The sequence below is a fragment of the Bombella apis genome (genome assembly GCF_018221685.1).
Classification (GTDB): Bacteria; Pseudomonadota; Alphaproteobacteria; order Acetobacterales; family Acetobacteraceae; genus Bombella; species Bombella apis.
In genome coordinates this window covers 45734-64263 of record NZ_JAGJTM010000001.1, presented here as the reverse complement: position 1 = coordinate 64263, position 18530 = coordinate 45734, and the positions used below count along the sequence as shown (strand labels likewise).

Annotated in this window: 15 protein-coding genes; 4 read left to right on the top strand and 11 right to left on the bottom strand. The window is 62.5% G+C overall.

The genetic code is table 11. The annotated features are described in order from the left end of the window. Window positions 1-7: 7 nt before the first annotated feature. The 11 genes from J8Z04_RS00315 to J8Z04_RS00265 all read right to left on the bottom strand — a co-directional run bounded on the left by J8Z04_RS00315 (window position 8) and on the right by J8Z04_RS00265 (window position 15851). On the bottom strand, window positions 8-1207 hold the full coding sequence (locus J8Z04_RS00315; RefSeq protein WP_192848722.1) for an efflux RND transporter periplasmic adaptor subunit: 1200 nt from the start codon (window positions 1205-1207) through the stop codon (window positions 8-10). After that, a complete protein-coding gene (locus tag J8Z04_RS00310) occupies window positions 1207-4476 on the bottom strand; it encodes an efflux RND transporter permease subunit (protein ID WP_081562917.1) in 3270 nt (1089 codons plus the stop codon). The genes J8Z04_RS00315 and J8Z04_RS00310 overlap by 1 nt, the downstream gene beginning before the upstream one ends. 298 nt (window positions 4477-4774) lie before the next feature. Next, on the bottom strand, window positions 4775-6085 hold the full coding sequence (locus J8Z04_RS00305; protein WP_192848757.1) for a c-type cytochrome: 1311 nt from the start codon (window positions 6083-6085) through the stop codon (window positions 4775-4777). A gap of 62 nt (window positions 6086-6147) precedes the next feature. Then, entirely contained in the window at window positions 6148-7941 is a 1794-nt protein-coding gene (locus J8Z04_RS00300) for a GMC family oxidoreductase (RefSeq protein ID WP_192848723.1), read from the bottom strand. A gap of 3 nt (window positions 7942-7944) precedes the next feature. Beyond that, a complete protein-coding gene (locus J8Z04_RS00295; RefSeq protein WP_192848724.1) occupies window positions 7945-8724 on the bottom strand; it encodes a gluconate 2-dehydrogenase subunit 3 family protein in 780 nt (259 codons plus the stop codon). 133 nt (window positions 8725-8857) lie between these two features. Beyond that, window positions 8858-9700, bottom strand: coding sequence for a hypothetical protein (locus tag J8Z04_RS00290; protein ID WP_192848725.1), 843 nt, complete (start codon window positions 9698-9700; stop codon window positions 8858-8860). Beyond that, the gene (locus J8Z04_RS00285; RefSeq protein WP_081562913.1) at window positions 9687-10793 is read right to left on the bottom strand and encodes a hypothetical protein; all 1107 of its coding nucleotides are present in this window, start codon (window positions 10791-10793) and stop codon (window positions 9687-9689) included. The genes J8Z04_RS00290 and J8Z04_RS00285 overlap by 14 nt, the downstream gene beginning before the upstream one ends. After that, on the bottom strand, window positions 10790-11767 hold the full coding sequence (gene hslO / locus J8Z04_RS00280; protein WP_081563433.1) for an Hsp33 family molecular chaperone HslO: 978 nt from the start codon (window positions 11765-11767) through the stop codon (window positions 10790-10792). Before hslO ends, J8Z04_RS00285 begins: the two co-directional genes overlap by 4 nt. A 78-nt stretch (window positions 11768-11845) precedes the next feature. Continuing rightward, window positions 11846-12814, bottom strand: a complete 969-nt coding sequence (gene argF / locus J8Z04_RS00275) for an ornithine carbamoyltransferase (protein WP_192848726.1) — start codon at window positions 12812-12814, stop codon at window positions 11846-11848. A gap of 12 nt (window positions 12815-12826) precedes the next feature. Next, window positions 12827-14002, bottom strand: a complete 1176-nt coding sequence (locus J8Z04_RS00270) for an aspartate aminotransferase family protein (protein ID WP_192848727.1) — start codon at window positions 14000-14002, stop codon at window positions 12827-12829. 205 nt (window positions 14003-14207) lie between these two features. After that, on the bottom strand, window positions 14208-15851 hold the full coding sequence (locus J8Z04_RS00265) for a D-aminopeptidase (protein ID WP_232086419.1): 1644 nt from the start codon (window positions 15849-15851) through the stop codon (window positions 14208-14210). Between the two features lie 91 nt (window positions 15852-15942). Between J8Z04_RS00265 and J8Z04_RS00260 the strand changes: the two genes are divergently transcribed. From J8Z04_RS00260 to J8Z04_RS00245, 4 genes are all read left to right on the top strand, one after another. Continuing rightward, window positions 15943-16548 (top strand): regulatory protein RecX, encoded by a 606-nt coding sequence (locus tag J8Z04_RS00260; RefSeq protein ID WP_043558945.1) that lies wholly within the window; start codon window positions 15943-15945, stop codon window positions 16546-16548. A gap of 121 nt (window positions 16549-16669) precedes the next feature. Beyond that, a complete protein-coding gene (locus tag J8Z04_RS00255) occupies window positions 16670-17125 on the top strand; it encodes a CHAP domain-containing protein (protein ID WP_192848759.1) in 456 nt (151 codons plus the stop codon). 102 nt (window positions 17126-17227) lie between these two features. Beyond that, complete coding sequence (locus tag J8Z04_RS00250; RefSeq protein WP_043558941.1) at window positions 17228-17503, top strand: twin-arginine translocase TatA/TatE family subunit; 276 nt, start codon at window positions 17228-17230, stop codon at window positions 17501-17503. Between the two features lie 49 nt (window positions 17504-17552). Beyond that, on the top strand, window positions 17553-18485 hold the full coding sequence (locus J8Z04_RS00245) for a bifunctional riboflavin kinase/FAD synthetase (protein ID WP_043558939.1): 933 nt from the start codon (window positions 17553-17555) through the stop codon (window positions 18483-18485). Window positions 18486-18530: the final 45 nt, after the last annotated feature.

Below are 18530 nucleotides of genomic sequence, written 5' to 3'. Positions count from 1 at the left end.
GTGGTCATCAGTCATCATCTCCGGATTCTTCCCAGCCGCTCTGGTTATAGCCCCGGGCCGGTGTCACGATGTGGACGGGGTCGCCTTCCAGAAGGTCGGCGGGCGGGTTGTTGATGATGCGGTCATCCGCCGTGATGCCTGCCTGAACCTCGGTGGAGCTGTCCGCCATCTTGCCGACACGGATGTTCTTGAAGTGGACGGTGTTCTTCTGGTCCACGGTTGCCACCTGCATTCCTTTTTCCTGAAAGACGAGGGACCCCGTGGGAATCTTCAGCAGGTGGGAGGCATTATTGTTGGCTTTCAGCGAGACAGAGGCGAAGGTCCCCGGCCAGAGGGCGTGGTCGGCATTGTCCAGCGTGAATTCGGAGACGGCCGTTCTCGTGTTGGGGTCATAGCCGAGGGATGCCGTCAGGAACTTGGCCGTGAAGATGCGGTCCGGATACTGCGGCACGTGGACCTCCGCCGTCAGCCCGTCCGTCAGCATGTAGGAGAAGATTTCCGGCACGGAGATGAAGAGACGCAGGCGGTGCGTGTCCGCCACGGTGAAGAGTTCGGAGGCCCCACCAGCGGCGTTGAGCTGCCCGCCCCCGCTGTTGACATAGTCACCCACATTGATGGAGCGGGCCGTCACGACACCATCGAACGGAGCCACGATCTGCTTGAACTTCTCCAGGGCGGCGAAGTGGTCCACATTGCGCTGGGCTGCTTCCATCTTGGCGTAGGCGGCCTGTTCATCCGCCGTGGCGACGGAGACGGACTGCCCGGAAACGGCCTGGGAGTGCCCCATGGCCCGCCAGCGGTTGGCCGTCACGGAGGCCAGATTGTACTTGGCCTTCTGGGCATCAAGGTCTGCCAGGGCCTGGGCGTACTGGGCATCCAGTGCCGGGGCGTTGATTTCGGCCAGCACATCACCCTGATGGACGACGGCACCGTAATCCTTGTACCACATCTTCACGTAACCGGAGACCTGCGCATAGATCGGCGCCTGATACCAGGCATCAATCGTGCCGGGGAGCGTGAGGCTCACCTTGCTGTCCGCCTTGTGGGGCAGGATGATGGCCACGTTGGGCACGGCACTCTGCTCCGCCACGTCATGCAGGTGGGCGTTGTGGGCCATGCGGCCGAGCAGCAGCACGATGATGTAGAGGCCCAGCGCCAGGGCGATCAGGCCGAGCAGTAATTTGTGTTTGCGGGACATGCTGGCCATCAGACGGTCTCCTTATGACGCGCAGTACGGTTGTGGATGATTGCATAGACACAGGGAACGAAGAGCAGCGTGGACAGCGTGGCGACAATCAGCCCGCCAATCACGGCCCGGCCCAGTGGGGCATTGGTGGAGTTGGAGGTGGCCATGGGGATCATCCCCACTACCATGGCAAGGGCGGTCATCAGCACGGGGCGGATGCGCTCCCGCCCGGCTTCCGTTGCTGCCCGGAGGGCATCACCATGCAGCTCGATCCGCTCCCTGGCGAAGGACACCACGAGGATGGAGTTGGCCGTGGCCGTCCCCATGCACATGATGGCCCCTGTCAGGGCCGGGACGGACAGGCGTGTCCCGGTCAGGAACAGGGCCCAGGCGATCCCGGCCAGTGCGCCGGGCAGGGCGGTGATGATGATGAACGGGTCCATCCAGGACTGGAAGTTGACGACGATCAGCAGGTAGATCAGCACGATGGAAACCATCAGCCCGATGATGAGCTGGCCATAGGCTCCGTACATGGTCACGGCGGCCCCATGAATCTCCGTTGCGGCCGTCTTGGGCAGCAGGGATTTCGTGTCGCTGATGACTTTCTTGACGTCCGTCAGCACGGCCCCGAGGTCCCGTCCTTCGGTGGAGACGTAGATGTCCACCTCCGGCATGGAGTTGAAGTGGGACACCTCACCCGGCGTGCCGGTCGGCACGACGGTGCTGATGCTGCCCAGAAGCTGGTCGCCCGTACCGGTCGGGTTGCCGTCGCCCTTGTCCACCGGAATGGTCAGCAGGTCGCTCAGATGCGTCAGCTGGTCCTGCGAGACGTAGGTGTTCAGCGGGAATGTGACGTCGTTGCTGGGGTCGAGCCAGAACTGCGGGTCCACCGTGCTGGAACCGGAGAGCGTCATCAGCTGGTTGTTGGCGAGGTCGGCCTCGGTCAGGCCGGTGGCCTGGCTGAAGGTCCGGTTGCCACGGATCATCAGTGTCGGTGTCTTCATCGTCTGCTGGATGACGACATCGGCAGCCCCCGGGATGTGCCGCAGGCGGGTCATGATCTTGCGGGCATAGTCATAATTGTCGGCAATGTCCGGCCCGTTGATCTGGATGTCGATCGGTGCGGGAGAGCCGAAATTGAGGATCTTCGCCGTCAGGTCCGCCGGCTGGAAGGTGAAGACCGTCCCGGGGAAGCGGGCGGAGAGGTCCTTGCGCAGCAGGGCACGATAATCCCACACGGGGGAGGCCTCGTTTTTCAGGGCGATGGTCAGGTCGCAGTCCTGCGTCCCGATGGTCGGTGTCGGGATGAAGGCCTGGTTGTGCGCCCCTTCCGGCAGGCCGCAGTTGCTGACGATCTCTTCCACCTGGCCGGGCAGGTCCTGCTCGATGCGGTCGGAGACCAGAGCGGCAATGCGGCCCGCAACCTCGATACGGGTACCCAGCGGGGCCCGCATGTGCATCTGGAGGGCGTTGGACTTCGTCTCCGGGAAGAAGTCCCGCCCGGCCGTGAAGTAAAGCCCCAATGACAGGACGGAAAGGCCGAGGAAGATGCCGACAAACAGTTTGCGCTGCTCCACACAGCGGACCAGAATGGCGTAATAGCCGTCCCGGAAGCTGTTGAACTTTTCCTCAAAGCCCCGCTGGAAGCGGATGAAGAAGCCCATGACACCGCTGCGTGGTGGCAGGGGAGCGGAATGGTTGTGGCTGTCCGTCCCGTCGCCACGGTTGGCCGGGTGACCGGCCGCCACGGCAGCAGCGTTGGCATCGGCAGTATGCTGCTCCCTGTCCGGGATGTCATGGCCGTGACCATGATTGGCCAGCAGATATTTTGCCATGGTCGGGACCAGCGTCCGGGAGAGGACAAAGGAGGCGATCATGGCGAAGATGATGGCTTCCGCCATCGGTCGGAAGAGGTAACCGGCCACGCCGTCCAGCTCGAACAGGGGCAGCCACACGATGCAGATGCAGGTGGTGGAGACGAAGGTCGCCGTCACGATCTGGTTGGCGGCATCGATGATGGCAGGTTCAAGCTCCTTGCCCATCTCGAGATGGGTGTCGATGTTCTCGATCATCACCGTGGCGTCGTCCACGAGGATGCCGACCGCCAGGGCCAGCCCGCCCAGTGTCATCACGTTGATGGATTCCCCGGCCCAGCTCAGCCCGATGACCGAGCAGAGAATGGCCAGTGGGATGGAGGTGGCGATGATGACGGTGGACCGCCACGAGCCGAGGAAGAGCAGCACCACGATGCCGGTCAGGAAGGCAGCGGTGACCATCTCCCGCACCACGTCCTTGATGGCGTCCTTCACGAAGATGGAGGCGTCGGTCAGGATGCTGACCTTCACGTCATCCGGTAGCACGGCCCGCAGGCGGGGGAGGGCCTTCTTTACGCCATCCACCACGTCCAGCGTGGAGGCTTCGCCGCTCTTCATGACGACGACCTCGACGCCCTGACGTCCCTTCACGAGCACGAGGTTTGTCTGCGGATGGCCGCCACGATAGACGTCCGCCACGTCGTGAACGTAGATCACTGCATTGCCCACCCGTTTGACCGGAATGTTGCCGATGGCCTTCATGCTCTTGGGGGTGGCGTTGGTCTGCACCATCCAGTCCACGGCGTCGATCTTCTGGTCACCGGCGGGCAGGACGATGTTCTGGTCATGCATGGCGTTCTGCACGTCCATGGCCGAGAGATGGTGCGCCCGCAGCTGGTCCTGGTTCAGCGTGACCATCACGAAGCTGTCCATCCCGCCATAGGGATGCGGCACCACGGCCCCCTCGACGGTGACCAGAAGCGGACGGACACGGATCATCGCCAGCTTGTAGAGGTCGGACGGCGTCTGCTTGTCCGAGGTGATCTGTAGCGAGATGACTGGAACGGAAGACGCATCCAGCCGCATGATCATCGGGGCCGGGATGTTCACCGGCAGCTGCTTGATGACGGTCTGGGAAATGGCGGTGACTTCCGCCTCTGCCTCGCCAATCTCAGACCCGGGCTGGAAGAAGATCGTCACGATCCCACGCCCGTAATAGGAGTTGGACTCCATGTGCTCGATGCCCTCCACGGTGGAGGTCACCATCAGCTCGTAATTGTAGATGATGCGGCCTGCAAATTCCTCAGGCAGCATCCCGCCATAGGTCCAGACGGCAGAGACCACCGGGATCTTGATATTCGGAAAGACGTCAGTCGGTGTTTTGAAGACTGACATCACCCCGAACATCACGATCAGGATGGACAGTACCACAAAGGTCAGAGGCCGCTTCAGGGCGGTGATGACAATGGCATTCATGGGTCGGACTGTTCCAGTTTTATTCCAGAGGCAGAAGGAAGCCGGGACAATCTAGGCAAAAAGGACGACAGGGCGAATTAAATACTGTTTTAGTCTGAGTTATGACATCTCCGTAAGGTACGGCACCTTCTTCTGTAGGGCAGGCAGAAAGGCCCCTGCTTCTGTTCTACAGTCCTCATCCTGTCACGAGATGACGGGAGCATAGGTTACAGGAATGTCACGGAATGCAACGCTCCGTCTGTATGGGTACGGAGGGAAAAAACCGCCAAGGGTATTTCTTCCTTCCGTGCCGATGGTGTCAGTTTTTGGGAAGCTGGTCCGGTGTTTCTGCCTGCGGGATGGAGTGGCGGATGTGTTTCACGGTACTTTCCTTCACGGGGCTGCTGTTATTGCCCCAGCTCTGCCGGATGAAGCTGACAACATCAGCTACTTCCCTGTCAGAGAGCGTGTCCGCAAAGCCCGGCATGGTGAAGGCGGAGGCCGCCGTAGGCAGGGCGTGCATACTGTCGCCGGCCAGAATGATATGGATGAGTGATGTGGCATCATCCGTCATCACGATGGGGTTGCCAGCCAGTGGGGGGAAGACCGTTCCATACCCGGCACCATCGGTGCGGTGGCAGGCGGCGCAGCGGTCCATGTAGGTCTGTGCCCCGGGCTGGGAGAGGTCGGCACGGCGGAGCATGTCGGTCGTCGTGGGGTCATAGACCCAGGGTGTTTCCTTCCGTGCCGGGGCCAGCTGCATGAGGTAACGGGCAATGGCGTGCAGGTCCGCCTCCTTGAAGGCATGGGCACTATGGACGATGACAGGCGTCATCCCGCCAAAGCTGGCACCAGTCCGGGACCGCCCCGTGCGGAGGAAATCCACGATGTCCTGTTCGCTCCAGCGGCCCAGTCCTGTCCGGTTTTCCTGCCGGAGGGAGGGGACGACCCATTGTTCCACCACGCCCCCGCCAGAGAGGAAGAGCGGCCCGTCCTTGGCTGTCTGGGCTTTTTCATTGAGGGTGATGCTGCGGGGGCTGTGGCAGGCCCCGCAATGGCCGGGTCCTTCCACCAGATAGGCTCCACGGGCAAGTATGGGGTCGGAGAACTGGTTGTTGGTGCGCAGCTGGGCAGACTGGATGGAGGGTGAGAACAGCCAGCGCCAGATATGCAGGGGCCAGCGCATGGAAAGTGGCCAGATCAGCCCATTGGCGGGCGGGTCAACAGGCTGCGGTGTCACCCCCCTCTGGAAATAGACATAGAGGGCATGGATGTCCGCCTTGTTCAGCCGTGCGTAGGAGGGATATGGCATGGCCGGATAGAGGGCGCTGCCATCCTTGCGGATGCCGAGCTGGACGGCCCGGGCGAATTCGGCTTCGGTATAGTGGCCGATGCCGTGGACGGGGTCTGGCGAGATGTTGGTGGAGTAGATGGTGCCTATGGGCAGCTTGAAGGGCATCCCCCCGCTGTAGGGTGGCCGCCCCGGCTGGGTGTGGCAGGCGGCACAGTCGCCCAGAACGGCCTGATAATGGCCCTCTTCAATCAGTCCGGCAGGCAGGGGAGCATCATCAGCCTGTGCAGGACGGGTGGGCAGGGTGGCAGCCACGATGCCCAGCAGACCCAGCCCCATCGTCAGCAGGGGGCGAAGGGGGGATGTGCGTTTCGTGCCGGTGGAACGGAGGAACAGGGACATCAGGCGTGTACCATCGGGCCGGGATTGCGGAGATAGGTCTGGCGGATATGGTAAGCGGACCAGTAGGCCAGTGCTGCCACCAGGCCTGTCGGGTTGTATCCCATTCCTTGCGGGAAGGCGCTGGAGCCGATGACGAAGAGATTCGGGACGTCCCAGCTCTGGAGATACCGGTTCAGGGCGCTGGTCTTCGGGTTGCTGCCCAGAATGACACCACCGCTGAGATGTGTTGTCTGATAGATGCGGCTGTCGAAAAGCTGGCCCGGCAGGAGGCTGTTCAGGCTGGTCCGTGTGGCCCCCATGGCCTGGGCAATGTCGCCGATCTGCCTGACGACATACTGGTTCATGCGGATGTCGTTGTCCTTCCATGTGAAGGTCATCCGCAGCATGGGTTGGCCATAGGCATTGCGCCATGTGGGGTCCAGGTCGAGATAGACATCCCGGTAGGCCATGTTGCTGCCATGGGCATCAATGCTGAAGGAATGCCTGTACTGGTCGATCATGGCGGCCTTGTAGGCACCTCCCCAGCGGGGTGATCCTTTTCCGCCACTGCCCTGTGCGGCAGCAATGGGCTTGAGGCCCGCCTGATTGACCCAGACAGGAGACCCGCCAATGAAACCGGCCCGCCCCCGGTCGAAACCGGGCTGGTTGAAGTCATCAATGGCCACGCCAGCGCCGCCGGCGCCGACAAACTGGTTTGTGCAGCGGTTTTCCGGCAGCCAGACACGGGAGGAGGTGATGGTCTGGTAGGTGAAATTGCGGCCGATGGTCCCGCTCTGGCTGACCGGGTCATAGGGTTTGCCAATGCCGGATGTCAGCATGAGGTGGACATTGTGCAGCTGGAAGGCGCTGAGGATGACCAGATCCGCCTCAATGACCTGTTCGGAGTCGGTTTTGAGGTCGATGTACCGCACACCGGTGGCTCTCTTGCGGGTGTCATCCAGCAGGATTTCCAGCACCTGTGCCTGTGTGATGAGCCGGAAGCGTTTGTCCTGCCGCAGAGCGGGCAGGATGTTCACGTTCGGGGAGGCTTTGGAATAGAGATAGCAGGCATAGCCACTGCAATAACCGCAGAAGTTGCAGGGGCCCATCTGGCAGCCATAAGGGTTGGTATAGGGCTGGGAGGCATTGGCGGCAGGCATGCTGTAAGGGTGGAAGCCTGCCTCCCGGGCTGCCTGGCGGAAGACGCTGGCAGAGAAGGTGTCTGCCATGGGCGGCAGGGGAAAATGGCTGGAGCGGTCCAGGGCAAAGACGTTGCCACGGCCTGTTTTCTGCCCCTGCACGGAGGATGCCTCCCCCGAAGTTCCAAAGACCTTCTCTGCCTTGTCGAAAAACGGTTCCAGTTCTCCGTAGCTGATTCCGTAATCCTGGAGGTGCATGTCTTTTGGGATGAATTTCTGCCCGTAGCGCTCAATGGTGGCGCTGCGCAGGCGGAGGTCATCCTCCGTGACGCGGAAGTGGCAGCCTGACCAGTGCAGTCCGGCACCACCAACGCCTTCGCCGGGGAGGAAGGCGGCCAGCTGGCGGTAGGGCAGGGCAGTCTGGTCCGGGCGGTTGCGGATGGTCAGGGAGGTGCGGGCCAGTTTCTGGAAGAGGCGCTTGCGCACGGCGCCCCGCAGTTCGTCAATGGAGCCGGGATAGGTCCCTTCCACGGCTGTGCTGTGGTCGTGCCCACGTTCCAGCATGGTGACGTTCAGTCCGGCCTCTGTCAGTTCCTTGGCCATGATGCTGCCGGCCCAGCCAGCGCCGATGACAACGACATCCGGCTTCGCGGGAGGGAATGTCTGGTCTGTCATGGTTCATCCCTCCTCATTCTGGAAAGAGGCGCTGTATGGGTCCGGTTTTGGAGGCATGCCGACCGGGCCCAGGGGATAGCGGGCCCCGTTCTGGTTGATCCAGTCCATGAAGTCCGCCCTGGCACCGGGAAAATCCATCATTTTCCAGCCAGCCATGTTGTGGTTGCCGCCATAGGCAGGGTCGGAGAAGGCTCCTTCCAGTGTATTGGTCCGCAGCTGCTCGAAGAAGGCGGCACCGGGAATGTCATTGAGGTGGAGCCTGTTATCTTCCAGCGCATGCAGCACCTCATCCTGCCATTGTGGCGAGAGGGCTGCAAAAACGGCATCATGCAGCATGAGGCAATGGGTGTTTATGGGCGTGATGGCCCCACGATAGAGGTCCTGTGGGCTGTAGGGCAGCTGGTAGCCCAGCTCTGGCGGCCCATTCACGAAGGGGGCCTTCATGTACCAGAGGTCACCCCGGCCGTAAGGGGTGGTCATCTGCCTGTCGATGAAGCGGGGTACGCCGAGGGCCTGGGCTCCCGGCCCGTTTTCATCCTGCGGAAAGATGCGCTCGCACGCATGGCAGAGAAAGAGATATTCCTCCACACTGAAAAAGACGGGCCTGTAATGGGCGGGGTCATCATCCGGGGGGGCGGGCTGTTGTTTCCCATCCTTTTCGTCTGCCCGGGCGGCATGGCTGAGCAGGGGAATGCTGGAGAGGGAGGCTGCCCCTCCCATGAAGCCACGCCGGGACAGCGGGGCAGGAGCATCGTGGGAGGGAGGGGAGGAAGATGATGTCATCGCACAGGGCGGCCCGGTTTGAGAAAGTCCAGAAGAGGGGGCAGAATGGGAAAAAAGGCAGCAGAAGACAAGTTAACCAGCTGTCATGCCTGTTTTCTTCCGCCTTTTTTCCCGCATTGGGCGCACAGGTCCGTTATTGGGGCAGGGTGAGCATGTGGGGCTGGGGAGAATGGATGCGGCCTGCGGAAGGTGCCTGGCCTGTTTCCGTATCAGCCGGTTTCTGCCAGCTGCCGGCAGTGCTGGCAGCATTGCCAACGGCCCGGTCTGCCGTTGCGGTGGCACCGGTCACGACCGTGCTGGCCGGGGGCTGCGGTGCAGCCGGGGGTGTGCCGGACAGATCCGTGCTGCTCAGCTCCTGGCTCTGGATGGTGGCGGCATTCAGCGGTGTGCCTGTTGCGTCCGTCAGCCATGAGGCCAGATGGCTGCGAACCTGGTATTCCAGCTCGACATTCATGTCATCCATGAGCTGCGTGTTGAGCGTATGGAGGTTGTGCTCCAGTCCGAGCTTGCCCGGGGCATCAATCGTGCGCTGGACATGCGCCGTGATGAAGCCGTGGTGATGGCTGGCGGTGTCATTCAGGTTCAGCTGGACTGTATAACTCCCGCTGAGGGCATGGTGCGGGGCCTTGCTCATCTCCGCTTTCGTGATGGTGAAGCTGGCCGTACCGGATGCCCCCATGGCGTGCAGGCGCTGGCGCCCCATAAGGGCCAGAGCGTCGGTGGGGTTGGTCGGGCTGTGGGAGGACAGGGCGTCACTGTCGGGCTGGACCTGGTTGCTGACATCAACCTGGCTGACATTCAGGTTGAGGGGGGGCAGGTAGCTGTAATCCGGTGACGGGAATGTTTCCTCTCCGGAACCGCCGGAGGCACAGCCTGCCAGCAGAGCCAGCGCACAGCCCATTCCCAGGCTGAAGAGAGAGGAACGCAGCTTCATGCGGCTGACCAGATGAGGCGTTCTGGCACTATGGTTCGTCATGGTTTTCATGTCCGGCGCCTGTTGTTTTTTCGTGGTCCTGCGGGGTGAGCCGGTCCCGGTCGGGCAGGCCTGCTGTCCGACCGGCCTCAAAAAAGAAAGACTGCCCCCAGTGTCTGGAAGAAAATGGAAAAGATGTCCGGTTTTGTCCAGTCTCTTCCTGTGTGGTGGCCTGTGTATCGGTCTGGGAGGACGAAGGTGACAGGGCGATGTCCTTCCACAGGGCCGAGGCCTTGCCCACGCCATAATCTTCCAGCCGGAAGGGGTGGGCATGTTTCAGTTCCTCAATGCAGTTGGGGTTGCTGATGAACCATGAGAGGAGAAAGATGGGGACCAGTGGCGTAAGCGGCCCATCTCCCAGCAGGAGTTCACCCTGCGGGTGGTAGAAAAGGGGCTGCTGTGCTGTTTGCGGGTCTATCTGCCCTGCTGGGCCGGGCCAGAAGAGGTAGAAGGTTTCTCCGTTTCTTTCGTCACTGAAGCGGCAGGCCACACCTCTGTCTGTCGGCATGGTCAGTTCGGCCCGGATGATGCGGCCACTGAAAGGGGAGCAGGCCAGCGTGTGGGGGCCGGCGGGCCGTGTCTCCAGCATGGCCCGGATGAACCGGGGCGCAAAGGGCTGGCCAGTTGCATCCGCTGCCTCCAGCTCCAGTGAGGTCTCTTCACCATCCAGCAGTGTGGCGGGAGACAGGACAAGAAGCGACCTGCTGACAGAGCGGAACCAGAGGCCGAGCAGCTGGAGGCGGGCCGTGTGCGGCAGGTTGGTGAGTGGGGCCATGGCCTCATGCGGGAAGCAGGCCTCGGCTGGCAGAGGCGTTACCCGGCCCAGCAGCGTCGTGCTGAGTTGCTGTAGGGCGGGGGCAACGGCCTCCCTGATCTTCTGGCTCCAGTGTTTGTCCAGCGCCAGGGCGTGGCAGGCGAGGATATCCCCTTCAGGTGTGAGCCACCAGCAGGCTTCCTGCCCTGTGTGCCTGTGCTGGAGACTCAGGACCTCCATCCCGGCAGGGGCCGGATGACGCCCGTTGCACTGCCAGCCCGGATAGAGCCGTTCGACGGGCTGCCCGTCCCGCTGGAGAGGTACTGGAAGCCCTGCTGTCATGGCGCTCCAGCATCACCGTTTTTCTGGCCATCGGGCAGGCTTTCACGGGTGAAGGTGAAAGCCGTGTTGCAGAAATGGCATTCCATGGAGATCACGCCATCCTGTGCCATGTGGTCGAGGTCCTCCCCGCTGAAACGTTCCAGCACCCCCTGGAGGCGGGCCCGGCTGCACCGGCAGCCGAAGGAGAGAGGCCTGGCCGGGGCCAGCTCCACATCCAGCGTGCCGAAGAGACGGTTGATGAGCGCCCCGGGGGAGAGCTGTGGGTTGAAGAGCTCCTCTGCCGTCAGGGTCTGGCCAAAGGTGCAGGCCGTTTCCCACAGGTCCTGGATGGTGGCATCGGCTGGTCTGTGGTCATCATTGCCCGCAATCGGGGTGCTGTCTGGCAGGCGTTCCAGTACCAGGGCTCCGGCCTGCCAGCCCGATTCCGTATGGCGGGAGAAGAGGTGGATGGCGCAGTCATGCTGCTCACTGGTCTGGAAATAATGTTCGGCCATGTCAGCCAGAGTGGGGCCTTCGAGCCCGACAATGCCTTGATAACGGTCGGTATCCGGCCCCTGATCCACGGTAAAGGCCATATAGCCCTTGCCCAGCAGTCCGGAAGCATTTTCCGGCAGGGGGAGGGTGTAATCTTCAGCCATGCGGGCGGTAAAGCGCAGTTCGCCTGTATCGGTGCAGTCTGCAAGGAACAGGGAAACAGGTCCGTCTCCTTTGACCTGAAGGGAGAAGGACCCTTTGAATTTGAGGGCCGTCGCCATGGCTGCCACGAGGGCGAGCGCCTGTCCGCCAAGGAGGCGGACCGGTTCTGGCAGTTCATCATGGCGGGAGAGGATGGCCCCGGCCAGCGGGCCAAGTGTGATCAGCCGCCCCCGTACTGGCACATGGCCAAGATGGAACGGTGTGATGGCATGGGCGACCGTGAGGTCGGGGACATCATGCGGGCGGGGCGTTGCTGCGGGCGTGGTGGTTTCTGTCACCGGGGTCACAATCCTCTCTGTCGGGCCTGTCTGGCCTGATGCCGTACCCCCTCCGGGGCAGGCATCAGGCGGAAGGGTCTAGCCCTGATAGGCCGAAAGATCATCCTTCTCCATGCACCAGAGCAGAAGCCCTTTCTGGGCATGCAGGCGGTTTTCGGCTTCATCAAACACGATGGAGGCCGGGCTTTCGAACACGGCCTTGCTGACTTCTTCCCCTATATGGGCAGGCAGGCAGTGCATGAACAGGGCCTGGGGTGAGGCCAGCGCCATGAGGGTTTCATCCACATGGTAAGGGCGGAACAGCCTGAGGCGTTTTTCCGCATCTTCATCCCCCATGCTGACCCATGTGTCCGTGATGACGGCATCCGCTCCTGCTGCGGCCTCCTTGGGGTCATGCGTCAGGCGGATGTCACCGCCATTGTCCCGGGCCCATTGCACTGCGGTTTCGGACGGGGTGAATTCCCCTTCCGGTGTGGCCAGATGCAGGGTGAAGCCCAGTCGGGCTGCGGCCTCGATCATGGAGGTGGCAACATTGTTGCCATCGCCGATCCAGGCCAGTTTTTTGCCGGTGATCGGCCCCCTGTGTTCCTCAAAGGTAAGGATGTCGGCCAGAATCTGTACAGGGTGGGAGATCGGTGTCAGCCCGTTGATGACCGGCACGCTGCTCCAGCGGGCCAGCTCACGCAGGTTGGCATCCTTGCCCGTGCGCAGCACGACGACATCCAGAAAACGGGAGAGGACACGGGCCGTATCGGCAATGCTTTCTCCACGCCCCAGTTGCATGTCGGATGGAGCCAGCACGTTGACGGTCCCGCCAAGCTGTTTCATCCCGACTTCAAAGGAGACACGGGTGCGGGTGGAGGGGCGGGACATCATCAGCCCCAGCGCACGGCCGGCCAGTGGCTGGCCGGGGCAGAGCGGATGTCTGCGCCCCTGCTGGAGAGCCTTGACCCGTGCGGCGAGCGTGAGGATGTGCCGCAGTGTCTCGGTGGAGTGGTCCTTGATGTCCAGGAAGTGACGGGGCGATGAGGCCTTGGTGGTACTCACGCAGGTGTCTCCTTACTTGTTGGCAAGGGCGTGAGCAGCACGCCCGATGCGGGTGCAGGCTTCCTGACAGTCAGCCTCGGTTGCAATGAGGGGCGGAACCAGACGCAGCACGTTGTCCCCTGCGCCTATGGCCAGAAGGCCCTCGGCCATGACAGCGGCCAGAACATCCCCGACAGGGATGCGGCAGCGCAGGCCCCGCATCAGTCCGACACCACGGACTTCCTCGAAAATGGTGGGATATTCCCTCACGCAGGCTTCAAGCATTGTGCCAAAGGCGGCACCGGTCTTGCGGACATGCTCCAGAAAGCCGGGTGACAGAATCTCTTTCAGCACGGCCAGCCCGGCCGAGCAGGCCAGTGGGTTGCCGCCATAAGTGGTGCCATGCGTGCCGGGTGTGAGGTGCTGGGCCAGGTCTTCACGGGCCAGTACAGCCCCGAGCGGTACGCCCCCGCCAATGCCTTTGGCGGAGGACACGACATCCGGTGTGATGCCTGCCTGCTCGAAGGCGAAGAGCGTACCGGTACGGCCCATGCCGCTCTGTACCTCATCAATGCCCAGATAGAGGCCTTTCTCATCGCACAGGGCACGGAGGCCCTGCAGGAATTCATGGTCTGCTGCCCGGATGCCACTTTCCCCCTGCACGGGTTCCAGCAGGATGCCGGCTGTCTGGTCTGTCACGGCGGCCCGGACGGCGTTGAGGTCGTTGAAGGGCACATGGTCGAACCCTTCCACCGGTGTGCCGAACCCTTCCAGATAGGTCGGGTTGCCGGTTGCGGAAATGGTGGCCAGTGTCCGTCCATGAAAGGCATTGTTGAAACAGATGATGCGTGTGCGTTCGGGGTGACCATTTTTGTACTGGGCCCGCCGGATCAGTTTGATGAGGCCCTCATTGGCCTCCGCACCGGAATTGCAGAAGAGGACTGAATCCGCAAAGCTGTTCGCCACCAGCATGTCCGCCAGGGCCCTGGCCTGTGGAACCTGATAGAGGTTTGAGACGTGGATGACTTTGCTGGCCTGTTCGGTGATGGCCTTCACGAGGGCCGGGTGGCTGTGGCCCAGGGAGGACACGGCAATGCCAGCCCCGAAGTCCAGATAGCGTCGTCCATCCGTGCCGGTGAGCCAGAGGCCTTCGCCATGCTCAAAGGCAAGGTCAAAGCGTTTGTAGTTCGGCATGATGGAGGCGATCATGGTGGACGCGTTCCCGGTCTGAAAAATCAACGACATACAGCCCGTATCCGGTGGCGCATCAGTTCCATGCCTCCAACGGAAAATACCCCTGTCCGGTTTTCAGATCAGGGGGAGCTGCCCGACCATACTGCTTGCAGAACGGGGAATCGTCAAACCCTGTTTTGCAGGCAGGCCATGGAGGGCTTTGCAGCCGGACGCATGGCCTTCAGTCCGGCAGCCGCCGATAGATGAGATTCCGTGCCAGCCAGCAGCTGACACGCAGCTGGTGGAGGCGCCCGTTTCGCCGTTCGAAGTGGAGGGTCCAGTCGCCGGGCGGGGTGTGATCCAGAGCCCGGGGGCAGGGGAAGGCCCACAGGTCCGGTCCCAGTCCGGTCAGCCGTTCCATCCGCCCTGTTCCCAGAAAACCGGAGAACCCGCCATGCAGCAGCCCGCTCTGGCTGGTGATGGTGAAACGGGAGCCGTCCAGCTCCTCACATTCATAGTCTCCGGCAAGTTCTTCCGGGTCGGGCTGGGGGCTGGCAGGGTAGGGGCGGAGCAGGGCATGCCGGTTCTCCCCTGGCCGTTCCATGATGATGTGGGGCGTGGGGATTTCCTGTGTGCTGGCCTGCATGTGTTCGCCCTGTATATGCCGCACACGGAGGTTCCCGGCCTCGGCAAGCTGGGGGGAGATGATGTCCAGCGTTTCCGGCAGCATGAGGTAGCGGAGCTGAAGCTTGCCCGGTGCTGCTGCGGTGATGCGGGCGGAGAGGCCGGTTTCCTCATCCAGCCAGAGGCCCTCCAGTGCATGGGGAGCCTGTCTGCCAGAGGGGGCCTGTCGGGCAGCCGGTTTTCCCTCTTCTCCCAGAAAGGCCCGGAACAGGTTGGCGGCGGCCTGCTGGGCCGGGGACATGTGGTTGAAGAGGACCACGACAGAGAGGCGCAAGGCGGCACAGTGCAGCCGGTGGGACCGCCAGCCCCGCAGGGCGCCGCCATGGGCTGTGATCTCATGGCCTGCGATGGTGCCATGCTGCAGCCCGAAGCCGTAAGGCGCCTTGTGCCCGTTATCGAACAGGACGGGGCGGCTCATGCGGTTATAGAGGCCTTCGGGGTCATCACGCTGCTGGTCGATGAAACGTTCCCAGGCGATCATGTCATCCAGCGAGGCTGCCATCCCGGCATCCCCTGTCCAGTAGATGTGATTGCGGGCGGGCCAGTAGCCGCCCTCCTGTGTCCCCTCATAGCCGGTCGTGCCATCGGGCAGGGCGCTGGTTTCCGCCGCCAGGATGGCCCGCCTCATGCCGACCCTGTCGAAAACATGCTGCTGGAGCAGCTCGGCAAAGCTCAGCCCGCTTTCTTCTTCCATCGCCTCGGAAATCAGACGGAAATTCTGGTTGACGTAGGAATAGGATGTGCCGGGAAGAAACTGGAGGGACCGTGTCCCGGTGATGACCCTGTTGGAATCCGCCGGGCTGAATGTGCCTTCAATGGCGGCACCATGCAGCATGGCCACGGCCCAGTAATCCCGCAGGCCGGACTGGTTGTGAGCCAGCTGTGTGACAGTGGGCGGGTCGGAGCGGAGCCGGGGCAGCCGCCTGTGGATGTATGGGGCCAGGGTTTCCGGGTTTTCGTAACGGTCCAGCAGGGTGGCGCAGGTGAACTGCTTGGTGATGGAACAGATGCGGAACAGGCTTGCGGGCGTGAAAGGCAGGCGGCGTTCCAGCGAGGCATAGCCCCAGCAGTGCCGGGCGATCACTTCCCCCTCATGCAGGACGGCAACAGCTCCACCGGGGCCGGGATAACGGGAGGCCGTGGCGTGCATTTCTTCCTTCAGGCGCCCGGTCCGGGGCAGGATGGAGTGTTGTGCGTGCATGAGAACTCACTGGCGGGTACTATGGAGAGGCCTGTTACCAGTGATGAAGATTTTGGACGGGCAGGGCAAGAGCAAGTTATGGACTGATCGCATGGATGTTATCCCACCTTCACCAGATTATCAGAGCCTGAAAGACGCAGCTCTGGCCCATCTGGCCCGCTTTGCCACGACCCGGCAAAGCTTGCGGCAGATGTTGCAGCGGCGTGTTCGCCGCTGGGGGGTACGGGCTGCCCGGGCTGGCATGTTTGCCGAGGAGGTCGCTGCACATGAGGCCGTCTGCCTGCCGGTTATCGACCAGATCGTGGAGGAGATGGGGCGCCTCGGAGCTGTGGATGATGCGGCCTTTTCCCGTTCCAGGTCCCGCAATCTGGCCCGTGCCGGGCGGTCCCGCCGAGCTGTGCAGGCCCATCTTCAGGCAAGGGGCGTTGATGGTGAGACGGTCCGGCAGGCGGTGGATGAGAGCCTGGGAGAGGCAGGGGAGGAGCAGGCCCATCAGGCCGAACTGGCCGCCGCACTCATCCTGGCTCGCAAAAGGGCGGTCGGGCCATTCCACAGGCCCGACAGGCCGGAGAAGGAACACATGAAGGTACTGGCCATTTTTGCCCGCAACGGTTTTTCGCAGGATGTTGCGGAGAAGGCGCTTGGAATGGACAGGGAGGATGCGGAAGATCTGATTATCGGATTCCGGTCCCTGTGATGTTCCGTTGGGCAGGAACCAGATTCAGCCTCAATGTCCGGTTAGGCTGATGTCCGGCGAGAATGGGCAGAGCGTGAGGTGGACCATGCAGAAAAGCGGGGCTGTCATGCAGGGATGGCAGATGCGGGACCGCCGGAAGGAGGTGCTGGCCCTGTGTGTCTGCCTCACTCTCGGAGCATGCAGCTCGGTCGGATCCTACCATGGGCCGGTGCAGTGTGCGCCTTATGCGCGGCAGGTGAGTGGGGTCAACCTGCGGGGGCGGGCTGCCAGCTGGTGGTGGGAAGCCCGGGGCCACTACCAGCGTAGCCACAGGCCACAGCCGGGGAGTGTGCTGGTGTTCCGGGCAAGCTCCCGTATTCCGGATGGGCATGTGTCGGTCGTGCGGCGCCTGCGGACGAGGCGGCGGATTGAAGTGGATCATGCCAACTGGGTTGGCGGGCGTATTGAGCACAGCGTGCCGGTGGAGGACATCTCCCCAAGGGGGGACTGGTCGCTGGTCCGGGTCTGGTGGGCCCCGGCAGGAAGTATGGGCAGGCGTGCATATCCCACCTATGGTTTTATCCTGCCAATGCGCTAGGATGCCTTCACGACATGGGTGGGCCCATGGGCCGGGGGTTGCACAATCAGTACGCCCCTGCCACATGGGGGACGCCTCAACCTTATCAGGGAGTATGGTCCTATGGGCAGCATGAGTCCGATTCACTGGATAATCCTTGCCGTTATTGTACTGGTGCTGTTCGGTGGTGGCGGCAAGATCAGCAGCCTGATGGGCGATTTCGCCAAGGGGATCAAATCCTTCAAGAAGGGCATGGCCGAGGATGACCGGGAGGGAACCGCCGCCCCGCAGCAGGCTGACGAACGTCTGTCCCCGCCCCAGCCCCAGCAGGGTACGGCAGCGCCCCATCAGCAGCCGGATGCCCGTATGGCTGATGATGAAAGCCACCGTTCCCGCTGATCCCGCTCTGCGGAACAGTTCCGGCACCTGAAGACCCGATGATACCCATATGACTTTCTGCACAGACTGGCGGGCCGTGCCCCGCTCCTGCTGGGGTGCGGCCGTGGCTCTGGGCAATTTTGATGGCGTGCATCGAGGTCATGTCCATTTGCTTCAGAGCCTGAAGATGGCTCGCCCCGGCTGTCGGTTGGGGGTGCTGACCTTCGAGCCACATCCACGGTCTTTTTTCCGTCCGCAGGACCCACCCTTCCGTCTCATGCGGCCGGAGGTGCGTGCCGCCGCCCTGAAGGAACAAGGCGTAAGCTGCATCGTGCAGGCAGAGTTTGATGAGGCTTTTTCCCATCTGGGTGCCGAGGCCTTCGTGCGGGATGTGCTGATCGAGGGGCTGCATGTGGCTCATGTGGCCTGTGGGGCGGACTTCGCCTTCGGGCACCGGCGGGAGGGTGATGTCACGTTTCTGGAGCAGCTTCTGGTGGAGCATGGCGTGGGCGTCAGTATCGTCCCGCAGCTGGCGGATGTGGCAGGGCCGGTGTCTTCCAGCCGGATACGCCGTCTCCTTCAGGAGGGTTATCCCGAGAAGGCAGCGGAGCTTCTGGGGCGCAACTGGGCCATCACGGGAGAGGTGGTCCAGGGGGATCAGCGGGGGCGCCTTCTGGGGTTCCCGACAGCCAACATTGCGCTGAAGGAGCATCTGGAGCCTGCCAGGGGTGTCTATGCCGTGAGGGTGCAGATGCCGGACGGCCGGCTCGTGCCCGGCGTGGCCAATCTTGGCCGCCGCCCGACCATCAATGACGGGCGGGAGAGCCGGCTGGAGGCTCATCTTTTCGATGTGGATGAGGACCTGTACGGCCAGATTCTGGGGGTGGAGCTGGTTGCTCTGCTCCGGGACGAGAAACGCTTTTCCTCCCTTGATGAGCTGAAGGCCCATATTGCGGCAGATGCCGCACAGGCGAAGCAGGTGCTCGGCAAGACAGGGGGTTGACCGGGACGGCAGGCTCTCTCCATAAGTACAGTTATTTTTATCCCG